At 72.0% G+C, this 22,381-nt stretch carries 14 protein-coding genes, 1 pseudogene and 1 riboswitch; of the genes and pseudogenes, 10 read left to right on the top strand and 5 right to left on the bottom strand.

Annotation, left to right across the window (positions count from 1 at the left end):
- Positions 1–30: 30 nt before the first annotated feature.
- A complete protein-coding gene (locus tag ABEA87_RS35065) occupies positions 31–2,274 on the bottom strand; it encodes an AAA family ATPase (RefSeq protein ID WP_425571012.1) in 2,244 nt (747 codons plus the stop codon).
- A 112-nt stretch (positions 2,275–2,386) separates the two neighbouring features.
- Here ABEA87_RS35065 and ABEA87_RS35060 point away from each other — a divergent pair, with 112 nt between their 5' ends.
- The 3 genes from ABEA87_RS35060 to thrC all read left to right on the top strand — a co-directional run bounded on the left by ABEA87_RS35060 (position 2,387) and on the right by thrC (position 7,562).
- Positions 2,387–5,212, top strand: a complete 2,826-nt coding sequence (locus ABEA87_RS35060; RefSeq protein ID WP_345637128.1) for an alpha/beta fold hydrolase — start codon at positions 2,387–2,389, stop codon at positions 5,210–5,212.
- On the top strand, positions 5,212–6,105 hold the full coding sequence (locus ABEA87_RS35055) for an ABC transporter permease (RefSeq protein ID WP_345637126.1): 894 nt from the start codon (positions 5,212–5,214) through the stop codon (positions 6,103–6,105). The genes ABEA87_RS35060 and ABEA87_RS35055 overlap by 1 nt, the downstream gene beginning before the upstream one ends.
- Positions 6,106–6,131: 26 nt before the next feature.
- Positions 6,132–6,267: riboswitch (SAM riboswitch) on the top strand.
- 11 nt (positions 6,268–6,278) lie between these two features.
- Complete coding sequence (thrC, locus tag ABEA87_RS35050) at positions 6,279–7,562, top strand: threonine synthase (RefSeq protein WP_345637123.1); 1,284 nt, start codon at positions 6,279–6,281, stop codon at positions 7,560–7,562.
- Between the two features lie 481 nt (positions 7,563–8,043).
- Here thrC and ABEA87_RS35045 read toward each other — a convergent pair whose 3' ends face one another.
- Positions 8,044–8,565 (bottom strand): winged helix-turn-helix domain-containing protein, encoded by a 522-nt coding sequence (locus tag ABEA87_RS35045; RefSeq protein WP_345637121.1) that lies wholly within the window; start codon positions 8,563–8,565, stop codon positions 8,044–8,046.
- Positions 8,566–8,647: 82 nt separating this feature from the next.
- Here ABEA87_RS35045 and ABEA87_RS35040 point away from each other — a divergent pair, with 82 nt between their 5' ends.
- Both ABEA87_RS35040 and paaN read left to right on the top strand, forming a co-directional pair.
- A complete protein-coding gene (locus ABEA87_RS35040) occupies positions 8,648–9,976 on the top strand; it encodes an MFS transporter (RefSeq protein WP_345637119.1) in 1,329 nt (442 codons plus the stop codon).
- Positions 9,977–10,167: 191 nt separating this feature from the next.
- Positions 10,168–11,844 carry a phenylacetic acid degradation protein PaaN gene (paaN, locus tag ABEA87_RS35035; protein ID WP_345637117.1) on the top strand — a complete coding sequence of 559 codons (1,677 nt, stop codon included), beginning with the start codon at positions 10,168–10,170 and terminating at the stop codon, positions 11,842–11,844.
- A gap of 53 nt (positions 11,845–11,897) precedes the next feature.
- Here the strand turns inward: paaN and ABEA87_RS35030 are convergent, their stop codons facing one another.
- Positions 11,898–12,401 carry a GNAT family N-acetyltransferase gene (locus ABEA87_RS35030; protein ID WP_345637115.1) on the bottom strand — a complete coding sequence of 168 codons (504 nt, stop codon included), beginning with the start codon at positions 12,399–12,401 and terminating at the stop codon, positions 11,898–11,900.
- 228 nt (positions 12,402–12,629) lie between these two features.
- Between ABEA87_RS35030 and ABEA87_RS35025 the strand changes: the two are divergent.
- Positions 12,630–12,832: pseudogene (locus tag ABEA87_RS35025) on the top strand (cold-shock protein).
- Between the two features lie 775 nt (positions 12,833–13,607).
- Entirely contained in the window at positions 13,608–15,233 is a 1,626-nt protein-coding gene (gene groL, locus ABEA87_RS35020) for a chaperonin GroEL (RefSeq protein ID WP_345637111.1), read from the top strand.
- 65 nt (positions 15,234–15,298) lie between these two features.
- Here groL and ABEA87_RS35015 read toward each other — a convergent pair whose 3' ends face one another.
- Positions 15,299–15,526, bottom strand: a complete 228-nt coding sequence (locus tag ABEA87_RS35015) for a hypothetical protein (protein ID WP_345637109.1) — start codon at positions 15,524–15,526, stop codon at positions 15,299–15,301.
- 163 nt (positions 15,527–15,689) lie between these two features.
- Between ABEA87_RS35015 and ABEA87_RS35010 the strand changes: the two genes are divergently transcribed.
- Complete coding sequence (locus tag ABEA87_RS35010) at positions 15,690–16,838, top strand: dipeptidase (RefSeq protein ID WP_345637107.1); 1,149 nt, start codon at positions 15,690–15,692, stop codon at positions 16,836–16,838.
- Here the strand turns inward: ABEA87_RS35010 and ABEA87_RS35005 are convergent.
- Entirely contained in the window at positions 16,802–19,291 is a 2,490-nt protein-coding gene (locus tag ABEA87_RS35005) for a S8 family serine peptidase (RefSeq protein WP_345637105.1), read from the bottom strand. The genes ABEA87_RS35010 and ABEA87_RS35005 overlap by 37 nt on opposite strands.
- A gap of 375 nt (positions 19,292–19,666) precedes the next feature.
- On the opposite strand from ABEA87_RS35005, the gene ABEA87_RS35000 reads away from it, so the two are divergent.
- Both ABEA87_RS35000 and ABEA87_RS34995 read left to right on the top strand, forming a co-directional pair.
- Positions 19,667–21,457 carry a glycerol-3-phosphate dehydrogenase/oxidase gene (locus ABEA87_RS35000; RefSeq protein WP_345637103.1) on the top strand — a complete coding sequence of 597 codons (1,791 nt, stop codon included), beginning with the start codon at positions 19,667–19,669 and terminating at the stop codon, positions 21,455–21,457.
- Positions 21,458–21,615: 158 nt separating this feature from the next.
- On the top strand, positions 21,616–22,362 hold the full coding sequence (locus ABEA87_RS34995; protein ID WP_345637101.1) for a hypothetical protein: 747 nt from the start codon (positions 21,616–21,618) through the stop codon (positions 22,360–22,362).
- Positions 22,363–22,381 lie beyond the last annotated feature (19 nt).

Here is a 22,381-nt window from a genome sequence, read left to right as displayed (position 1 = left end):
GCGCTCGGGCGGCACGGTCGGGGCGCACTGTCAGGTGGCCGCGGGGCCGGGTGCGTGCCGCTGCGCGTAGGACTCCAGCCACGCCACCTGGGACGGCTCCAGCGACGCCCTGACCCGGCCGCGGGCCGTCTCGACGTGCTGCGCGGTGACCGTCGCGGCGTCCAGCGACTCGCGCATGGCGGCGAGCGCCGACTCGCGGATCAGCGCGGCGCAGTCCGCCGCCGAGAAACCGTCCAATGTGGAGCCCAGCGCCGCCAGGTCGACGTCCGCGGCGAGCGGCACGCTGCGCGCCGCGGAGCGCAGTATCTCCGCGCGGGCGTCGCCGTCCGGCGGCGGTACGTACACCAGCCGCTCCAGCCGTCCCGGGCGCAGCAGGGCCGGGTCGACCAGGTCCGGCCGGTTGGTGGCGCCGATCACGACGACGTTGCGCAGCGACTCCACCCCGTCCAGCTCGGTGAGCAGCGCGGCGACCACCCGGTCGGTGGTACCGCCGTCGCTGGCCTGCCCACGCACCGGTGCGAGCGCGTCGACCTCGTCCAGGAACACCAGGCTCGGCGCCGCCTCCCGGGCCCGGCGGAACAGCTCCCGGACCGCGCGCTCGCTCTCGCCGACCCACTTGGACAGCAACTCGGCGCCCTTGACCGAGAGCACGTTGGCCCGGCCGGTGCCGGCGACCGCCTTGACCAGGAAGGTCTTTCCGCATCCGGGCGGACCGTAGAGCAGCACGCCGCGCGGGGGCTGCACGCCCAGCCGGGCGAACGTGTCCGGGTACGTCAGCGGCCAGAGCACCGACTCGGTGAGCACCTCCTTGACGGAGGCCATGTCGCCGACGTCGTCCAGGGTCACCTTGGCCAGCTCCAGGGTGGACTCCGCCATCGAGGTCGGCCGGACCACCTCCAGCGCGCCGGAGAAGTCGGTGGCCGCCACCACCGGCGCCTCGGCGACCTTCTGGCGCAGGGCGGCCCGTACCCCGGCCTCCCGTACCAGCGCGGCGAGGTCGGCCGCGACAAACCCGGGGGTACGCGCGGCGACGTCGTCCAGCTTCACGTCCTCGGCCAGCGGCATCGGCCGGGTCAGCACGGTGAGCTGTTCGCGGCGCATGGCGGCGTCCGGCAGGGGTACCGCCAGCTCGTGATCGAGCAGTCCGGGCGAGCGCAGCGTCGGGTCCACCGCCTCCGGACGGCTGGTGGTGCACACCACGGCGATGCCGTCCCGCAGCGCCTCGCCGAGCAGTTGGCGGAACACGGTGGGCAGCGGCCCGGGCTCGTCCCGCGGGGCGAGTGCCTCGGTGTCGGCGACGATCACCACGCCCGGCGTGGTCGTCGACTCGAACGCCCGGCGCAGCCGGCGGGCCGCGTCGTCGTTGGCCAGCGCGGCGATCTCGGGTGCCCAGAGTACGGTGACCATCGCGCCCACATCGGCGGCGACCGCGCGCACCAGCGCGGACTTGCCGGAGCCGGCCGGGCCGGTGATCAGCACGCCCAGCGAGACGGTGGTACCGAGCCGGGTGAGCACCTCGCGGTGATGGAAGCCCAGGTCCAGCAGCTCGGTCAGCTCCTGGGCCTGGCTGCGCAGGCCGGGCAGGTCCTCGATGGTGGGCGCCGCCGGCGTGGGCTCCACGGTCGGGGTCACCTGGGTCTCGGTGGAGTGGGTCGCCTGGCCGTTCCGCCAACCGACCATGGTGTCCATGGTGACGACTCCGGCGTCGCCGGGCTCGTGACCCGTCACGGTCAGCAGCGCCGTGGTCCACCCGTACCCGACGGTGTTGGCCAGGCTGCGCCGCACGCCCTGGACTAGCGGCCGGGCGCCGCTGGCCGGGAGTACGTCCTGGGGCAGCAGCGAGACGTTGTCGCCCACCGTGATCACCTTGCCCAGCAGGGCGAGGCGGAGCATCTCCGGGGTGACCACCGCGACGATCTCGGGTGGCCCGGTGAGGGTGACCTGGTGCGCGGCCCGTACGTCCGCGGGGGCGACGTTGACCTGGCCGCCGTCCCGCACGCCCAGGTTGCCCAGCAGCAGGTCGTCGGCGTAGAGCACGGCACGGCTGGCTCCGGCCTCGGCGAACGCGACGATCCCGGCCGTCTCGCGCCGCCCGGCCAGCCGGACCGGGTCGCCGGCCCGGAGCCCGAGCGCGGCGATCACCTCGGGGTGCAGGCGAACGATGCCGCGCCGGGCGTCCAGCGCGGCCGGCCGGAGGCTCGCGGTCAGCGTCAGGGAGGCGGCATCGTGCGCCCGTGTCCGGCCCACGCCGCCGGGGCTGCGATTGTCGGTCACGCTTGCGAGCCTATCCGCGCGCCGGCCCGAGTTTCGCCTACCGGTAGTTTGCTGAGCGCGGGCTGAGAGGGTTCGGGACAGTGGGGGCCCCCGACGACGTACCGTTTCGACCATGCCTACAGCGCTGTCCGCGCGCCTGCGCCATGCCCTGCCCCACCCGCGCCTGACCCGGGGCCGGATCGTCGCCGGGGCGGCGGCGCTCGCCGTGCTCGTCGGGGCGGTGACGTGGGCGGCCTGGCCCTCGTCGGCCGGATACCGGGTCACCTCTCAGATGATCAACGTGCTCACCGGCCCCGACGGCAACACCCCGATCAGCCTGGACACCAGCTACTACCAGCCCCGCTCGGCGTCGGCCAGCCACCCGGTCCCGGCGGTGCTGCTGGCGCACGGGTTCGGCGGCACCAAGGACGACGTCGCGTCGCAGGCGGAGGACCTGGCCGACCAGGGATACGCCGTGCTCGCCTGGACCGCCGAGGGGTTCGGCAAGAGCGGCGGTGAGATCCACCTGGACAGCCCGGACTGGGAGGTCAAGGATGCGGAGCGCCTGATCGACTGGCTGGCCACCCGGCCCGAGGTGCGCAAGGACGGCCCCCGCGACCCGCGGGTGGCGGCGGTCGGCGGCTCCTACGGCGGCGGGCTGGCGCTGATGCTCGCGGGGTACGACCGGCGGGTGGACGCCATCGTTCCGCAGATCACCTGGAACAGCCTGGCCAACGCCTTCCTACCGGAGGCGACCGGCGCCGGCGCGTCCTCGGGGGTGTTCAAGAAGGGCTGGGCGGGCATCTTCTTCACCGGCGGCGCGGTACCCGCCGGGGCCGCCGTGCCCGCGTCGCGGGCCGGCGGTGCGGCACCGGGCGGAGGCGCCCCACCGGTTGGGGCGGAGGGCACCGATCTGTCCTGCGGGCGGTTCGCGGCCGACCTCTGCCAGGTGTACCTGTCGATCGCCACCACCGGTCGGGCCACCCCCGACGAGCTGGCGCTGCTGCAGCGGTCCAGCCCGGCCAGCATCCTGAACCAGATTCACGCGCCCACGCTGCTGATCCAGGGGCAGGCGGACTCCCTGTTCCCGCTGTCCGAGGCGGACGCCAACGCGCGCGGCATCGCCGCGAACGGCACCCCGGTGCGGGTCGACTGGTTCACCGGTGGGCACGATGGCGGCTCCGGACCGCAGTCCGATCAGGACCGCTCGAACGAGCTGACGACGCAGTGGCTCAACCACTACCTGAAGGGCGCCGGGCCCACGCCGTCGGACACCTTCACCTACTCCCGGCTGGCCGGCATCGACGCCAACACCAACGGCGTGGTCGCGTTGGGCTACACGGCCGGCGCCTACCCGGGGCTGTCCGGACGCTCGGCGCGGACCGTCGCGGTCGCGGGCCCGCCGCAGCCGGCCGTCAATCCGCCGAACGGGACGCCGGGCGCGGTCTCGACGCTGCCCGGGGTGGGCGGCGGTGGGCTGTCCAGCATCACCGGTTCGGCGGCTCAGGACGTTCCAGGGCAGCACGCCGACTTCTACTCCAAACCGCTACCGTCCACAGTGGATGTCGTGGGCGCGCCGACGGTACAGGTACGGGCGGCCAGTCCCACCGGTGAGGCGGTGCTGTTCGTCAAGCTGTACGACGTCGATCCGCACAGCGGCGCCACCCTGCCGGACGGGCTGGTCGCTCCGGTGCACCTGACCGGCCTGCCGGGCAGCCTGGACGACGCGACGCCGGTGACCGTGACGCTGCCCGCGATAGTGCACCAGTTCCAGGCCGGGCACCTGCTCCGGGTCACCGTGGCCACCTCGGATCAGGGGTACCTGAGCCCGGCGGCGCCGACGGTGTACCAGATCTCGGCGGCCGGCGGCGTGCGGCTGCCGACCGTCCACGGTGTACCGGTGGCCAGCCCCGACCTGATCTGGCGGTGGGTCCTGGGCGGCCTGGCGGCGCTGATCGCGATCGCAGTCGTGGTGGCGGTGGTGGTCGCCCGGCGCCGACACCGCACCGCAGACCACTCGGTACGGGCCGACCTGGCCGACGTGCCGCTCGTGGTCAGCGGTCTGCGCAAGGAGTACGGGGACGGCTTCGTCGCGGTGTCCAAAGTGGACTTCACCGTCCGGCGTGGACAGGTGGTGGGCCTGCTCGGCCCGAACGGTGCCGGGAAGACCACGTCGCTCCGGGTGCTCATGGGCCTGACCAAGCCGACCGCGGGCGACATCTACGTCTTCGGCCACCGGCTGGTGCCCGGCGCGCCGGTGCTGTCCCGGCTCGGTGCGCTGGTCGAGGGGCCGGGCTTCCTGCCGCACCTGTCCGGCCTGGACAACCTGCGACTCTACTGGCGCTCGACGGGGCGGCCGCTGGCCGACGCCCGGATGGACGAGGCGCTGGAGATAGCCGGGCTGGGCGACGCGGTGCACCGCCGGATCAAGACGTACAGCCACGGCATGCGGCAGCGGCTGGCCATCGCGCAGGCCATGCTCGGCCTGCCCGAACTGCTGGTGCTCGACGAACCGACGGATGGGCTGGACCCGCCGCAGATCGCGGAGATGCGCCGGGTGCTGCGCCGGTACGCCACCGACGGGCGCGCCGTACTGGTCTCCAGCCACCTGCTGGCCGAGGTGGAGCAGACCTGTACCCACGTGGTCGTGGTGCACAAGGGCATGGTGGTGGCCGACGGGCCGACCGACGACATCGTCGGGGACTCGCCCTCGGTGCAGTTCGACGTGTCCGACCCGACCGCGGCCACCGAGGTGCTCAACCGCAACGGCGCGCGCAGCGTCTCCGGCGAGGGCGAACGCACCCTGGTGGCGGACCTGAACGGGGCGAACCGGGCCGAGGTGGTGGCCGAACTGGTACGGGCCGGCGTGGGCGTGGACCGGGTGGTACCGCGTCGCCGGTTGGAGGACGCGTTCCTGTCGCTGGTCGGCGGGGACACCAAGGCGAGCGGAGAGCGCTGATGTCCATGGAGTCGACCCTTGCCCCGGCGCCCACCGTGGACGGCGCGGCCGGCGGGTACCGTCCGACCGCCACGCTCAGCTTCCGCACCGAGCTGCGGCGCCAGGCCAGCCGCCGGCGCACCCAGCTGAGCCTGGGCTTCATGGTGCTGCTCCCGCTGGTCATCCTGCTGGCGTTCGAGTTCGGCGGGACCGGTGACGGCGGCGGTGGGGATCGCGGCCAGTTCGCCGCGCTGGCCGACATCGGCCGGTCCAGCGGGCTCAACTTCGCCCTGTTCACCCTGCTGGTGTCCGCGTCCTTCCTGCTCGTCGTGGTGGTGGCGCTGTTCTGCGGTGACACCGTGGCCAGCGAGGCGAACTGGGGCTCGCTGCGGTACCTGCTGGCCGTCCCGGTACCCCGGGGTCGCCTGCTGGGCAGCAAGCTGCTCGTCGCGCTGTTCTACAGCCTGGTGTCGCTGCTCCTGCTGACCGGGGTGGCGCTGCTGGCCGGAACCCTGCGCTACGGCTGGCATCCGTTGCGCACCACCGTCGCCGGGGACGTGGCACCCGGCTCGGCCGTGCTGCGCCTGCTGGGCATCGTCGCGTACCTGGCGGTCACCCTGCTGATCGTGGCCGGCCTGGCGTTCCTGCTGTCGGTGTCGACCGACGCGCCGCTCGGCGCGGTCGGCGGCGCCGTGCTGCTGCAGATCCTCTCCGGCATCCTCGACCAGATCACCGCGCTGGGCTCGATACGAGTGATCTTGCCCACTCACTACGGCGACGCCTGGCTCGGCCTGATCTCCAACCCGATCCAGACGGAGGACATGGTCAAGGGCGCCATCGCGGCCCTGGTCTACGCGGCGGGCTTCTTCGGCCTGGCCTGGTGGCACTTCTTGCGTAAGGACGTAGTGAGCTAAGCTGTCAGCGGAACTTACAACTGAATACCTCATCCAGAGGGGCAGAGGGAACGGCCCGTTGAAGCCCCGGCAACCACCGCGTTTCACCTCGATGTTGAGGCCACCGGCGTGCAGGTGCCAATTCCGTCCAGGGTTGTGAGACTCACCCTGGGAAGATGAGAGGAAGGCCTCCCATGACGTCGACGATCGACGCAAACGTCGGAACCGACACCGTTCCCACCGCCGCCAGGAACCTGGTCTGCCGTGGCTGTGGCGCGACCTACCCGCTCGCCGCCCAGCACGCCTGTTACGAGTGTTTCGGCCCCCTTGAGGTCAGTTACGACGCCGAGGCGCTGGCCCGGGTCACCCGCGAGCAGATCGAGGCGGGCCCGCAGAACCTCTGGCGCTACGCTCCGCTGCTGCCGGTCGGGCAGGACCCGGCCACCCGGGTGAGCCTCAACCCGGGCTGCACGCCGCTGGTGCGCGGCGACGCGCTCGCCGCCGAACTGGGCATCACCGGACCGCTGTGGGTCAAGGACGATTCGGCGAATCCGACCCACTCGTTCAAGGACCGGGTCGTATCGGTCGCGCTGACCGCCGCGAAGGGTTTCGGCTTCACCCGGTTCGCCTGCGCGTCGACCGGAAACCTGGCGAACTCGGTCGCCGCGCACGCCGCCCAGGCCGGCATCCCGTCCGTGGTCTTCATCCCGTCCGACCTCGAACAGGGCAAGGTGCTGAGCACCGCCGTGTACGGCGGCGACGTGGTGGCCATCGAGGGCTCGTACGACGACGTGAACCGGCTCTGCTCGGAGCTGACCGAGACCGACGAGTTCGAGGACACCGCCTTCGTCAACGTCAACGTCCGGCCGTTCTACGCGGAGGGCTCCAAGACTCTCGGCTACGAGATCGCCGAGCAGCTGGGCTGGCGGCTGCCGGCGCAGGTGGTCATCCCGATGGCCTCGGGCGAGCTGCTGACCAAGGTCGACAAGGCGTTCAGCGAGCTGGTCGCGATCGGGCTGGTCCCGAACACCCCGTGGAAGATCTTCGGTGCCCAGTCGGCCGGCTGCAACCCGATCGCCGTCGCGCTGCACCAGGACACCGACGTGATCACTCCGGTGCGCCCGACCGGGATCGCCAAGTCGCTCAACATCGGCGACCCGGCGGCCGGCCTGTACGCGCTCGAGGCGGTGCGGCGCACCGGCGGCTGGATGGACTACGCCGACGACGACGAGATCCGTGCCGCCATCCGGCAATTGGCCCGCACCACCGGCGTGTTCGCCGAGACCGCGGGCGGGGTGACCACCGCCGTGCTGGGCAAGCTGGTGGCGGCCGGCAAGCTGGACCCGACGGCCGAGACCGTGGTGCTCAACACCGGCGAGGGGCTCAAGACTTTGGATGCCGTCGCCGAACTGGTCGGCCCCACCTACCGGGTCAAGCCGTCACTGAAGGCCGCCCGTGAGGCTGGTCTTCTCGGTTGATTTTTTAGCGGCGAGAATCACCCAGCGTAGTGATTCCTGAAGTACTCACGCCGGTTCATCTCGCGTGTCAACTCTGAGGCTGGCGAACAGGTAGCTCAGGGTAATCAGGGATGTGCTTTGCGTCCATTTTCAGGGGTCGTCGGGGCTTGACGGCGTTGTCTGAGGCGCGCAGGATGCTGCGTGCGGGAGGACGCATCGCCGCTTGGCCCCGGGGAAACCCGGGAGGTCAGCGACCCGGCGCAGAAGCGCTGTGCGAGCGTCCTCTCGACCAATTTCCGGGCCGTTTCGGCTGGTCATCCGGCCGGAACCGGTTGAGGACGGGCGGCCCGGCGCCGGGGACGGCCATCGGCCGCCGACGCCGGGCCTCACGAATCTCGGCGCCGAACCCGCGGGGCGGGCGGCCACCGGTCGCCGGTCGGCCGCCAGGAGCGACCGCCGGGCGACGGAGCGCTACCCCTGTCCGCACTCATTCACGGTGACCTCATTCACGTGAGCGGTCCGGGTAGACCGCCACGAAGATCGAGTAAGGCTCGCCCTCCGAGGCGCGCGGGCGGGACGCGAAGTCGTCGAGCAGCTCGGCCACCCGGTCGCGCAGCTCCTGCAGCTGTGATTTGTCCAACCGCAGCCCCAGCCGGCTCACCCGGGGCTCGGCCGGGTCGGCCAGCCTGACCTCGTCCAGGAATGCCTCGATCATGGCCTGACCGCTGCCCTCGACGCCGGCGCCGTACACATCCAGCGTCCAGGACTTGCCGGTCGCCAGGTACGGCACCTCGCGCGCGCCCCGGGTGCCCCGGCGCTCCTGCTGAGCGGCGAGAAAACCGGTGGCCACCAGGGTGCGGACGTGGTGCAGTGTGGTCGCGGGGTTCAGGCCCAGCCGGGCCGCGATCTCCTTGTTCGTCAGCGCCCGGTCCAGGCACAGACGCAGGATGCGCAGCCGTAAGGCGGAGGCGAGCGCGCGCGCCTCCTGCTCCGTCGCCGGCCGGCGGGTCTTGTCGAATGACATGGCCCGTTCAGCCTATGGCAGAAGTCGCGGATCACCGAGATAACTGGTTGACTTTTCCCAATCACTAGCGCACGCTGCCCTCATGGCCAGCGGCGACCAGCACTTCTCCGCGCCCGCGGACCCGCCGGTGGTCGGTGGGCGCCTCGGGCTGCTGGTCGCGCACGACTTCCGCCAGCTCTTCGTCGCGGACACCATCAGCCAGCTCGGCGCACAGGTCAGCCTGCTGGCGCTGCCGCTGGTCGCCGTCCTCGCGTTGCACGCCAGCACCTTTGAGGTCGGCGCGCTCAGTGCCTGCGAGACGGCCGCCTTCCTGCTGGTCGGGCTGCCGGCCGGGGCCTGGGTGGATCGGATGCGGCGCCGGCACGTGCTGATCGCGGGCGACCTGGGCCGGGCCGTCCTGCTCGGCAGCATCCCGGTGGCCTGGTGGCTGCACTGGCTGACCGTGTACCAGATGTTCGTGGTCGCGCTGCTCGCCGGCGTGTGCACGGTGTTCTTCGACGTGGCGTACCAGAGCTTCCTGCCGCACCTGGTCGGCCGGGACAACCTGGTCGAGGGCAACGCCAAGCTGGAGTCGGTCCGGGCGGTCAACCAGATCGGCGGCCCCACCGCGGCCGGCCTGATCATCAGTTGGCTCACCGCGCCGTTCGCGATCGCCGTCAACGCGGCCAGCTACCTCGGCTCAGCGCTGTTCGTGACCCGGATTCGGCGGCGCGAGCCGCGGCCCGAGCGCGCCCCGGACGCGCACCTCGGCCGGGAGATCATGGAGGGCCTGCGGTTCGTGCTGGGCAACCGCATGCTGCGCTCCATCGCCGCGTGTACCGGCTCCTCCAACCTGTTCGGTTCGATCGCGACCGCCCTGCAGGTGGTCCTGCTGGCCGGGATCCTGCGCCTGCCGCCCTGGCAGATCGGCCTGGTCTCCTCGGTGTCGGCGGTCGGCGGCCTGGTCGCGGCGTTCACCGCCACCAGGGTCGCCCGCCGGCTCGGCCAGGGCCCCACGATCTGGATCTCGATCGGTGCCACCTCGCCGTTCGCCCTGCTGATGCCGCTGGCCCAGCGCGGCGTGCTGTTGTGGCTGGCCGCGGTCGGTGGCGGCGTCTGGTCGTTCGGTGCCGTGGTCTACAACGTCACCCAGGTCAGCTTCCGCCAGGGCCTGTGCCCGGAGCGGCTGCTCGGCCGGATGAACGCCACCATGCGCTTCCTGGTCTGGGGCACCATGCCGTTGGGTGCGCTGCTCGGCGGGACGTTGGGCGCGGTCCTGGGGGTGCGGCCGGCGATGTGGATAGGCGCCATCGGCGGCATGTTCTGCTTCCTGCCGGTGCTCGCCTCCCCGCTGCGCGGGATGCGGGAGCTGCCCTCGTGGGGGCCGAGCCCGGGATCGGACCTGCTACCCGCCGGGGCGCAGGCCGGATAGACGCCTGATCGCCGGGAGGACTCCGTTGGCTGCGTTGTTCCCTCCCCGGTGATCAGGAGCGGGGGTGGGGCGGTGCCATGAGCGCCGCCCCACCTGACCATGCCCGCCCCGGCCCGGGGGGCGGCCCGAGGTCGGCACCGGAGCAGAATCGGCCCTGTCGGACCGGCGGTGGCCTCCGGCATCATTGGCCCATGACTGCCACCGTCGCCAGCCACGAGCTGTACGCGAAGCACTCCGAAACGCTCCAGCGCGCGCTGACCGCGATCGCCGAGCGCGGTTACTGGTCCGCCTTCCCCGAGTCGCCGAGCCCGAGGGTGTACGGCGAACAGGCGGCGGCCACCGGGGCCGCCGACTTCCGGTCCTACCTGGGCGCGGATTTCCCGCTCGACCAGCCGGCCGATTCCGTCGTGGCCACCGAGTCCTCACCGTTCGGGATCGCACTCGATGTGCGGTATCCGCACGCTGCGCCCGACGCTCTGGTCGCCGCCGCCACGGCCGCGCTGCCCGCCTGGCGGGCCGCCGGCCCGCAGGTGCGGGTGGGCGTCTGCCTGGAGATCCTCGCCCGGCTGCACGCGCACATCTTCGAGCTGGCCAACGCGGTGCAGTTCACCACCGGGCAGGCGTTCGTCATGGCGTTCCAGGCCGGTGGCGCGCACGCGCTGGACCGGGCGTTGGAGGCGCTGGCGTACGCCTACGCGGAGCAGACCCGCCATCCGGCCGTCGCGGACTGGGAGAAGCCGGCCGGCCGCGGCGATCCGCTGCGCATGAGCAAGACCTTCCACGTGGTACCGCGCGGAGTCGCCCTGGTGATCGGGTGCAACACGTTCCCCACCTGGAACTCGTACCCTGGGCTGTTCGCGTCGCTGGCCACCGGCAACCCGGTCATCGTCAAGCCGCACCCGCGCGCCGTGCTGCCGCTGGCCATCACCGTCCGGTACGCGCGGGAGGTGTTAGCGGAGGCCGGCTTCGAGCCGGACATCATCCAGCTCGCTCCCGAGGGGCCGGACGAGCGGCTGGCCTCCGAGCTGGCGCTGCGACCCGAGGTAAAGATCATCGACTTCACCGGCTCCACCGGGTACGGGGAGTGGCTGGAGGTCAACGCGCGCCAGGCGGTGGTGTTCACCGAGAAGGCCGGCGTGAACACGATCGTCGTCGACTCGACCGACGACTTCGCCGGGATGTGTGCGAATATCGCATTCTCCTTGACTCTCTACAGTGGACAGATGTGCACCACGCCCCAGAACATCCTGGTGCCCAGGGGCGGGATCGAGACCGGGGCGGGGCACCTGTCGTTCGACGAGGTGGCCACCGGGATCGCCGACGCGGTGGGCAAGCTGACCGGGGACGACGCCCGTGCGGTCGAGTTGACCGGCGCGATAGTCAACGACGCCGTGGCATCGCGCATCGAGGCGGCCCGCGAGCAGGGGACCGTACTGCTGGACTCCCGTACCGTGAGCCACCCCGCGTACCCGGACGCGGTGGTGCGAACTCCGCTCATCCTGACGCAGGACGCGTCTCGCGCGGAGGTCTTCGACGGCGAGTGGTTCGGGCCGATCTCGTTCGTGGTGGCCACAGACTCGACGGCGCACAGCATCGAGCTGTTCCGCCGTACCGTCGGCGCCAAGGGTGCGCTGACCGCCGCGGTCTACTCCACCTCGCCCGAGGTGCTGGCCGAGGTCGAGGAGGCGGCCATCGAGGTCGGCGTGCACCTGTCGGCCAATCTGAACGGCGGCGTGTTCGTCAACCAGTCCGCGGCGTTCTCCGACTTCCACGCCAGCGGCGCCAACGCGGCGGCCAACGCGGCACTGACCGATGGCGCCTACGTGGCCAGCCGGTTCCGGATCGTCCAGTCTCGCCGGCACATCTGAGCACCCGCTGAACCGCCGGGACGGCACGGTGGCGGCCCCGGCGGTTCAGCGGTTCAGGCCGGGCGGCGCATCTTCAACTCGGTGAACACCGGGATCACCGGGTGGCGCGAACGCAGCCCGGTGTCGACGAAACCGAGTCCCTGGTACGCCCGGATCGCCCGCTGGTTGCCGGTCATCACCTCCAATTCGAGCTCCGGCCGGCCCGCGGCCAGCGACCACTGGGCCACCGCGTCCACCAGGCGGCCGAGCAGGCCCCGGCCGCGCCAGGTCGGCGCCAGGTACACGGCGAACACCAGCGTGACGCCGCGGGTACCGGGCGGCGTGAAGCCGCCGGCCTGCCCGACCAGCCGGCCGTCGGCCGCCGCGACAAACAACGCCTGGGCGTTGCCGGCCACCCGCTCGCGCAGCTTGGCCGCGAACTCGGCATGCGGCCGGGCCGCCGCCTCATCGATTGTTTCGAGAAAGGCGAGTGGGGCGTCTGCGAGCATTTCAAGACGCAATGCCCTTGCCATTGCCGCATCAGCCATCGTCACTCGCCGCACTACCGCTTCGGCCATTGCACTAGCCCGCCCTTCGACGCTTACCCCGTGACACCCATTGAGTCTTGACTGTGACCATGAGGTCCGATTTGCGGGGGTGCGGCCTACGGACCGCTCGTGTACCGTGCTTTTTCGGTCGCTGTTTCGCCCCGCGTCCCGCCAGACCGGCAAGCAAACCGCGGCACCGGCTCCGCGGTGGGGTCGGGGGTCGGCAGACCCAGCACCATCGAAGTGAGGAAGTGCACCGTGGCACAGGGCACCGTCAAGTGGTTCAACAGCGAGAAGGGCTATGGCTTCATCGCGGTCGACGGGGGCAGGACGTCTTCGTCCACTTCTCCGCGATCGAGATGGACGGCTACAAGTCGCTGGAAGACGGTCAGCGCGTCGAGTTCGAGATCGCGCAGGGTCAGAAGGGCCCGCAGGCGGAGAAGGTCCGCCTGATCGCCTGAGTCTGCGAGGCCGGCTATCGCGGGCCGTATCAGACGTGACATCACGGGACATCGATCCCCACTACTGTGGGATTCGGTGTCCCGTGTGGCGTTTCCGACCGTCTTTCCACCCTTGCCGATCGTGGCAGGGGGCTGCGCCGACGCGGACATGACCCCGTGCCCCGATCATCCGCCGGCCACCCGCCTTTTCTAGGGGTGCGGGCGCACGCTCCGGCCACGCGGTGGCGCGAGGCCGGCCATCGGGTCGGCCATCACCCGGTAGCCGACAGGTGGCGCCCGGCCGGGCCGTCCGGCCGCCCCCGATCCGCTTGGCCGCCCCCGGCTTTCCGCCGCCGCGCTCGGCTTCCCGGCTCCCCGGCTCCCCGGGGTCCCCGACCGGGCCCCGTCCGCCCGGCCGCCCGATTCCGCCGGCCGCCGGCCCCGCTCCCGCCCGGGTCTGGACCCGCTCTCGCCCCGATCCGGGACGCTCCCGGGGTCCCACCTGCTCGGCCGTGGCGGCCCCGCTCCCGCCCGCGTTTTCGGACGCTTGCACTCGTAAGGGGAGAGTGCTAAACAAGTGATTGGCACTCGGGTAGGCTGAGTGCCAACGGTCGAGCCGGTGTGGTCCCAGCAGTGGGGCCGGTCGTCGCGGGCTCTGTCTGGCTCGGCCGGGGAGCGGTGTTGCCCTTGCCGGCGCATCTGACGGCGGCGGTGGCACCGTTCTGACCACGCGTAGACACACGGGCCGCCGTCTAAGAAGCGGAGGCGCCGGGATTGTCCAGGAGGACAACGCCGAATGGCCAAGATTATCGCGTTCGACGAGGAGGCGCGCCGCGGTCTTGAGCGGGGCATGAACAACCTCGCCGACGCCGTCAAGGTGACGCTGGGCCCCAAGGGCCGCAACGTCGTGCTCGAGAAGAAGTGGGGCGCCCCCACCATCACCAACGATGGTGTGAGCATCGCCAAGGAAATCGAGCTCGAGGACCCGTACGAGAAGATCGGCGCTGAGCTGGTCAAGGAAGTTGCCAAGAAGACCGACGACGTGGCCGGTGACGGCACCACGACGGCGACCGTCCTGGCTCAGGCGCTGGTCCGCGAGGGCCTGCGTAACGTCGCCGCCGGCGCGAACCCGATCGCCCTGAAGCGGGGCATCGAGGCCGCCACCGCGGCGGTCGCCGAGGAACTGGCCAAGATGGCCAAGGACGTGGAGACCAAGGAGCAGATTGCCTCGGTCGCCTCGATCTCGGCCGGTGACTCCAGCGTCGGCGAGATCATCGCCGAGGCGATGGACAAGGTCGGCAAGGAAGGCGTCATCACCGTCGAGGAGAGCAACACCTTCGGCCTGGAGCTTGAGCTCACCGAGGGTATGCGCTTCGACAAGGGATACATCTCCCAGTACTTCATGACCGACGTGGAGCGGATGGAGGCCGTCCTCGACGACCCGTACATCCTGATCGTCAACAGCAAGATCTCCGCGGTGAAGGACCTGCTCCCGAGCCTGGAGAAGGTCATGCAGTCGAGCAAGCCGCTGCTGATCATCGCCGAGGACATCGAGGGCGAGGCCCTGGCCACCCTGATCGTCAACAAGGTGCGCGGCACCTTCAAGTCGGTTGCCGTCAAGGCCCCCGGCTTCGGCGACCGCCGCAAGGCTCAGCTGCAGGACATCGCGATCCTCACCGGTGGCCAGGTCATCAGCGAGGAGATCGGTCTCAAGCTGGAGAACGCCACCCTCGACCTGCTGGGTCGCGCCCGCAAGGTGCAGATCACCAAGGACGAGACCACCATCGTCGATGGTGCCGGTGACGCCGACCAGATCCAGGGCCGGGTCAACCAGATCCGTGCCGAGATCGAGAAGAGCGACTCCGACTACGACCGCGAGAAGCTGCAGGAGCGGCTGGCCAAGCTGGCCGGTGGCGTCGCGGTCATCAAGATCGGTGCGGCCACCGAGGTCGAGCTGAAGGAGCGCAAGCACCGCGTCGAGGACGCTGTGCGGGCGGCCAAGGCCGGCGTCGAGGAGGGCATGGTCTCCGGCGGCGGTGTCGCGCTGGTTCAGGCCGGCAAGACCTCGTTCGACAAGCTGGACCTGGTGGGCGACGAGGCCACCGGTGCCCAGATCGTGCGTACCGCTCTGGAGGCTCCGCTGCGCCAGATCGCGGTCAACGCCGGCCTCGAGGGCGGCGTGGTGGTCGAGAAGGTCCGCAGCCTGCCGGCTGGCCAGGGCCTGAACGCGGCCACGGGCGAGTACGTCGACATGCTCGAGTCGGGCATCATCGACCCGGCCAAGGTCACCCGGTCGGCGCTGCAGAACGCGGCCTCGATCGCGGCCCTGTTCCTGACCACGGAGGCCGTGGTCGCGGACAAGCCGGAGAAGTCGCCGGCCCCGGCCGGTGCGCCGGGCGGCGGCGGGGACATGGACTTCTGAGTCCCAGCTCCAGCCACGACGGACGGGCGAGCCAGTCGGCTCGCCCGTCCGCCGTATCCGGGCTCTTACCGGTTTGGTGGCTTGTTGTTGTTCTTCTTCGGCGGTATGGACAGCGGGCTAGGAGCACCCGGCTGACCCTTCATCGCCTTACTGCGGTTACGTAGCCATTCGTCGGCGCTCGCCGGCGTGCCGTCGTCGTGCACCATTCGACCGGCCGCGGTCTCGTCAGGCAATTCTTCGACCAGATCCTGAGCTTCGGCTCGGAGATCTTTGTCTGATGGTGACGTGCCCATGGCTCCTCCTTCCGGACTCCCGGAAAGGCCCACATTACGGCTCAGGACGGTTACGGTCCGGCGAATCGAAATAACTGCCCGAATGGGGGTCGCTGGAGCGTCCATCCGTTTGACGCCCCCCTGGCCAGGGTTATGAGGGGTGTCCCCCGGGTACCGTGCCACCATGGTTACCGACCGGTTTCGTACCCTGTTGTCCGCCGCTCCGGTGATCGACGGCCATAACGATCTCGCGTGGGAGATGCGGGGCCGGGTGCGCTACGACCTCGACCGGCTGGACGTGGGGGTCGACCAGAGCGGGAGCGGCCTGCACACCGACCTGGTCCGGCTGCGGGCCGGCGGCGTGGGCGCGCAGTTCTGGTCGGCGTACGTGTCGGTACGCCTGACGGGTGACGCCGCCGTGGTCGCCACCCTGGAACAGATCGACTTCGTGCATCGGCTGGTCGAGCGGTACCCGGATCTGCTGGCCTTGGCCCGGGACGCCGAGGAGATCGAGGCGGCACGCGCGTCCGGCCGGATCGCCGCGCTGATCGGCATCGAGGGCGGTCACAGCATCGACGGATCCCTGGAGACCCTCCGGCTGATGTTCGACCGGGGTGCCCGGTACCTGACGCTGACCCACCGCCTGAACACCGAGTGGGCGGACAGCGCCACGGACGTCCCTGGGGTCGGCGGGCTGGCGCCGTTCGGGTACGAGGTGGTTCGGGAGTGCAACCGGCTGGGCATGCTGGTCGACCTGTCACACGTCGCGATGTCCACCATGGAGGCCGTGCTCGACGTGTCCAGCGCGCCGGCCTTCTTCTCGCACTCCTCGGCTCGGGCGTTGTGCGATCACCCGCGCAACGTCCCCGACTCGGTACTCGAACGGGTGGCGGTCAGCTCCGGCATCGTCATGGTGACCTTCGTGCCGGGCTTCCTCCGGGATGATTGCCGAGAGTGGATGGCGGAGCAGGGCGCCTTCGAGGCCACCGTGGAGGCGCCAGACGACTCTCCACAGTGGAGGGATGAGCTGGCGGCCTGGGTCCGGGACCACCCCCGCCCGCCCTGCACGGTGGCCGACGTCGCCGATCACGTCGAGCACGTACGGGAGGTGGCCGGGCTGGACTGCGTCGGGCTCGGCAGCGACTTCGACGGGGTGGCGGCGACCCCGGACGGGCTGGCCGACGTCGCCGGGTACCCGAACCTGCTCGCGGAGCTGTCCGGGCGCGGCTGGTCCGATGCCGACCTGGCCAAGCTGACGTGGCACAACGCCATGCGCGTGATCCGGGAGACGGCCCGCTACGCGGATCCGGTCGCCGAGCGCACCGCCGCGTAGGCGTCCACGATCCCGGCGTTGCCGCCGCAGCCGTCGGCGCTCGCCCCGGTGGCCGTCTGCCGCAGGATCTGCGCGGTACGGGCGACGTCACCGATCAGGTCGGGGTTGGCCGACCACATCAGCGCGACCACGCCGGCCACGTGCGGCGCGGCCATCGAGGTCCCGGACAGCACCGCGTACCCGCCCGGCACCGCGGAGACCACGTTGGCGCCGGGCGCGAGGACGTCCGGCTTCCGCTCGCCGGTCACCGGTCCCCGGCTGGAAAAGTCCGCCACGTCGCCGGAGCCGTCGACGGCCCCCACCGTAAACGTGTCCTGGTACGGCGCCGGTGGGTCGGTGATCGAGCCGCAGCGCGGGCCGGTGTTGCCGGCCGAGGCGACGACGAAGATTCCGGCGTCGGTCAGCGCGTCGACCGCCGGCCGCAGGGAGCCCGGGTCGCACCCCTCGTCGCTCGGGCACCCCCACGAGTTGGTCAGCACGTCCGCGCCCCGGCTCGGGTCGCCGTCCCGCAGCGGGTTCCCGCCGTGCGGGAACGGGGCCAGCATGAACTGCAGGCAGCCGAGGTAGTAGCCGGGGTTGCCGAGGTTGCGGGCCAGGTCCACGCAGCCGATCCACTGCGCGCCGGGCGCCACCCCGACGCCGTCCCGGCCGAGCGCCGTCGCGATCGTGTGCGTCCCGTGCCCGATGTGGTCCGTCGGGGCGCGGGTGCCGTTCCACGGGTCGTACCAGGAGTCGTCGCCGCCCCGGAAGGAGCCGGCCAGGGCCGGAACCCCGGCGTCGACCCCGGAGTCCGAGGTGCCGATCACGATGCCGCGCCCGGTGTCCCCGGTCGCCCAGACCTGGTCCGCCTCGATCATCTTGATGTTCCACTGTGGACCCTTGGGGGCCGGTGCGTCCGGCGACACGGGTGAACTCCCGGCCGGTACCGGGCGCAGCCTGGGCGCCAGCAGCACCCGGTTCACATCCGAGCGGCCCGACAGCCAGGCCCGCGCCGCCGGCCCGCCGTCCACCTCGATCCCGTTGACGAGGTAGTACGGCGTGTACGCCAGGTGCAGCCGGGACAGTTGCTGGCGCAGCCCGGCCTGGGTCCGATTCGCGGTCGCCACCAGCCGCTGGTACGCCTCGGTGCGGCGGTCGTCGGGGTCCGCGATGCGCGACAGGTCGCTCAGATCGGCCTGGGTACGCATCACCACGAACAGCTCGTCGCCGTGCAGGCCGGGCGATCCGATGGTGGCGTACCCGACGAGGCCGGTGGCGCCCATCGCCACGGCGGTGGACACGGCGACCCAGCGCCGACCGGTGCCACCCGCCGCCCGGGCGCCGGACTTCCCGGCCGGCCGGCCCCCGCGTACCAGCGGGCCCACGCCGCAGAGCAGCCCGATGACCAGCGCGCAGCCGGCCGCGATCAGCGCCCAGTACCCGACGTCCCGGCCGTCCAGGTTGATGACGAGGCTCGTCTGTAGCGGCTCGACGAAGCCCAGCGGGCCGAGCGCCGCCAGGGCGACCATCACGGCGATCGCCGACGGACCGGCCAGCCGGAGTCCACCCCGCACCCGCCGCACGCCGGTGGTCCGCCGCCCCGCCGTGCCCGCGTCGATTGCGCCCGCCCCGGTCGTTTCCGAGTCGCTTGCGCCCGCGTCGGCCGTTTCCGCGTCGCTCGGGTCCGCGTTGGCGCGCTCCGTGTCGACTCTCGTCCGGAGCGCATCCTTGGGGCGACGCAGCGGCTCGCGGGCCAGCGCCGCCGCCGCGAAGCCGAGCGGAGGCAGCACCACCAGCTCGCCCAGCTGGATCCCGCTCGCGCCGGTCCCGGCCGCGACCAGCGCGAGGAACACCCCGGCGGCCAGCCCACCGAGCACGATCAGCCGCCGCCGGGAATCGGTGAAGTTGCGCCAGAACGGTGCTGCCAGCGGCCACGCCACCAGCAGCCCCAGCGCCGCCGCGGCGGTGAGCGCGAACAGCGTCTCCAGGCCGCCGCCGAGCGCACCCAACCAGAGCCAGGGCGCGAGGCTGGCCAGGCCGGCGGCGAGGCCGAAGAGCGCGCTGCCGTCCCGAGGCAGCGCCGGCCGGTACGGCGCCCCGCGGAGCGGCGTCGAGTGGTAAGTGCGGCGCAGCACCAGCCAGGCCGCCAGACAGACGGCGGTGAGCAGCAGCAGGTACAGCGTGTTGTGCGGCAAGGCCACGGCCCGGAGCGAGCCGAGGACGCCCAGCAGCACGGCGCCGAGGGTCCACAGCCGGCCGACCGCCCGTACCGCCGTCCTCGTCGAGGTGAGCGGGCGCGGCACGGTCGCCAGCAGCACGGCCGGCACCCCCACCGTGATGGCGTTCAGCCAGCCGACCGCGGGCCACGCCCATCCCGGCGGGGACAGCTCCTCCACGCCCAGCACCTGTCCGGCGAGCCATGACCCGGTCTGCAGCACCACGGTGCCGGCGGCCGCCCACAGGCCGATGAGCACGGCGGCGAGGATGGCCGCGATGTCCGAGCCGCCGAGCGAACCCCGCGCGCCCGGCCCCCCGGGCCCGCCCGGCCCGCCCGGCCCGCCCGGCCCCCCAGGTCCGCCGGGGCCCCCGAACCCGCCGGCGATGCCGGGTCCGTCGGGGCCACCCGGCACGCCCGGAACGCCCGGCCAACCGGGCCAACCGGGGCCGCCCGGTGCGCCGGGGAAGCCGGGCGCGCCCGGTCCGCTGGGAAGGCCAGGCCCGCCCGGCGTCGCCGACCCGCCCGATGCGGGCGGGAAGCCCGGCTTGTCCTGTCCGTTAGGTCCGGCTCCGCCGGGTCCTGCGAACTGACTCACACCCGCACGGTACGGGCTTCTGGTTACCGTTGACGCATGCGCCGTGATCCGATGATCTCCCGGTTCGCCGCGGGCCAGCTCTCGCCTGCCCGCCGCGCCAGCGACCTCGACCGACTGCGTGGTCGGCGGTATGACGTTCTGATCATCGGCGGGGGCGTCACCGGTGTTGGCGCGGCGCTCGACGCCGCCTCGCGCGGCCTGTCCGTCGCCCTGGTCGAGGCCCGCGACCTCGCCTCCGGGACCTCCAGCCGGTCCAGCAAGCTCATCCATGGCGGCCTGCGCTACCTCGAGCAGTTCGAGTTCGGCCTGGTGCACGAGGCGCTGCGGGAACGAGGGCTGCTGACCACGCGGCTGGCTCCGCACCTGGTCCGCCCGCTGCCCATCCTGGTGCCCCTGACCGCCTCACCGGGCGTTCTCTCGCCGGCCGAGCGGGCCTGGCACCGCGCGTACTACGGTGCCGGCGTCGCGCTCTACGACGCGTTCGCCGGGCTCACGGGTGGCTCCGCCGCGCGCGGCATGCCTCCGCACCGGCACCTGTCCAAGACCGGCGCCCGCCGGCTGTTTCCGTCGCTGCGCGAGGACGTGCTGACCGGGGCCGTCCGCTACTACGACGGCCAGGTCGACGACGCCCGGTACGTGACCACCATGGCCCGCACCGCGGCCAGCCTCGGTGCCGCGATAGTGCCGAGCGTGCGCGTGGTCGACCTGGTACGGGACGCCCGCGAGGTGACCGGCGTGCGGGCCCGCGACGAGGAGTCCGGCACCGAATTCGAGATCGCCGCGCGCACCGTGGTGGCCGCCACCGGCGTGTGGAGCGACGACATCTCCGCCCTGATCGGCGACGCGCGCCCCGGACTGCGGGTACGCGCCTCCAAGGGTGTGCATCTGGTGGTGCCCCGCTCCGCGATCTCCGGCGATGCCGGCCTGATCCTGCGCACCCCCACCTCGGTGCTGTTCGTCCTGCCCTGGGGCGGCCACTGGATAGTCGGTACGACCGACACCGACTGGCAGCTCGACCGGGCCCACCCGGCCGCCTCGGCCCGGGACATCGCCTACCTGCTCGACCAGGTCAACCACTGGCTCGACCGGCCACTGTCCACATCGGACATCGAGGGCGTCTACGCCGGGCTGCGCCCGCTGCTGTCCGGGGAGGACGACCAGACCTCGAAGCTGTCCCGGGAGCACGCGGTCGTCGAGCCGATGCTCGGCCTGATGCTGGTGGCCGGCGGCAAGTACACCACCTACCGGGTGATGGCCGCCGACGTGATCGACCGGGCCGCCCGGCGCATCGGCCCGGACGTGCCGGCCTCGCACACTGATCAGCTGCCGCTGCTCGGCGCCGACGGGTACGGTCCACTGTGGACTCGCCGGGCCGATGTCGCGCGGCGCCACGGGCTGTCCGTGGGCGCGGTGGAGCACCTGCTGGAGCGGTACGGGTCGCTCGCGCTGGAGTTGCTGGCGCTGATCGACGCCGACCCGGTGCTGGGCCAGCCGGTACACGGTGCCCCCGAGTACCTGGCCGTCGAGATCATGTACGCCGCGTCACACGAGGGCGCCATGCACCTGGAGGACGTGCTGACCCGGCGCACCCGGATCTCCATCGAGACCACCCATCGAGGGGTCGACAGCGCGGCGCACGCGGCCCGGCTGATGGGCACGGTCCTGGGCTGGGACGAGGCGACCATCGACCGGGAAGTGGAGAACTACCTGGCCCGGGTGGCGGCCGAGCGGGAGTCGCAGCGGATGCCGGACGACCTGACCGCCGATGCCGCCCGGCTCGGTGCTCCCGAGGTGCGCGGCGGCCTGGCCACGGTACCCGGGGTCTGATCCGGGCCTGGTCGGCTGGGTACAGCTGGCCACCTACCGTCGCCTATGCTTCGCACATGCCTGCGCCCCGATCGCGTCGCTGGCCCATTCGCCCAATCTCAGCCGTTCTCGCGGCGCTCGCCGCACTGACCGTCGCGGCCTGTGGCACCCCCGAAAGCGTGGGAACCCCGACCAACAATCAATGGATCTTCCAGCAGCAGATCATCAGCAGCCGCGGCGCGCTGTTCACCGCGGCGATCTACAGCAGCATTCCGGGCACCACCCGGACCGGCCAGCAGATCGATGTGAGCGTGGAGGTGTGCGGACCCGAAAGCCGATGCCCGGCGGGCCAGGCCGCGCCCGCGCCCGCGACGGGGACGGGCGTGCCAGCGACGGGGACGGGAGCGCCAGCCCCCGGGGCGTCCGCCGCCGGTGAGATGCAGGCTGGAGCGTTGATCGACGCGCGGTTGACCGCCGATCCACCCGGCCACGTCGACAGCACAGCGGTGGTCACCCAGCCCGTGATCGCGAAGACCGATTACGCCGACTGGCAGTGGACCGTGCACGCCGACCGTCCCGGCTCGTTCCGGCTGCGCATCTCCCTGACCCCCGTCCAGGCAGCCACCAGCACGCCGTTGATGCCGGCGACCGTGGTCAGCCAGACGATCACCGTCACCAACCCCGGCAAGAGCTCCGGGCAGGGCACCCTGGACCGCCTCAAGAGCGCGTGGCGCGGAGTGGCCGCGATCGTCGGCGGCGTCGCCGCGCTCGCCGGGGCGGTCGGTGCGGTCATCGCTGTACTGGTCGGGATCCGTTCGCTCCGCTCGCCCCAACGGCCCGAGGATGCCAACGCAGACGAGGGCACCGAACCCCGGCGGAGGGACCGGCGCAAAGCCGGGGAGAAGTCCGGCCGAGGGTCCGGGTAACCGTCACCGAGCCGAACGC

This window comes from Rugosimonospora acidiphila (genome assembly GCF_039543385.1).
GTDB classification, from domain to species: domain Bacteria; phylum Actinomycetota; class Actinomycetes; order Mycobacteriales; family Micromonosporaceae; genus Rugosimonospora; species Rugosimonospora acidiphila.
Note: the sequence above shows the minus strand (reverse complement) of the source record. Positions and strands in the feature narration are given on the sequence as shown.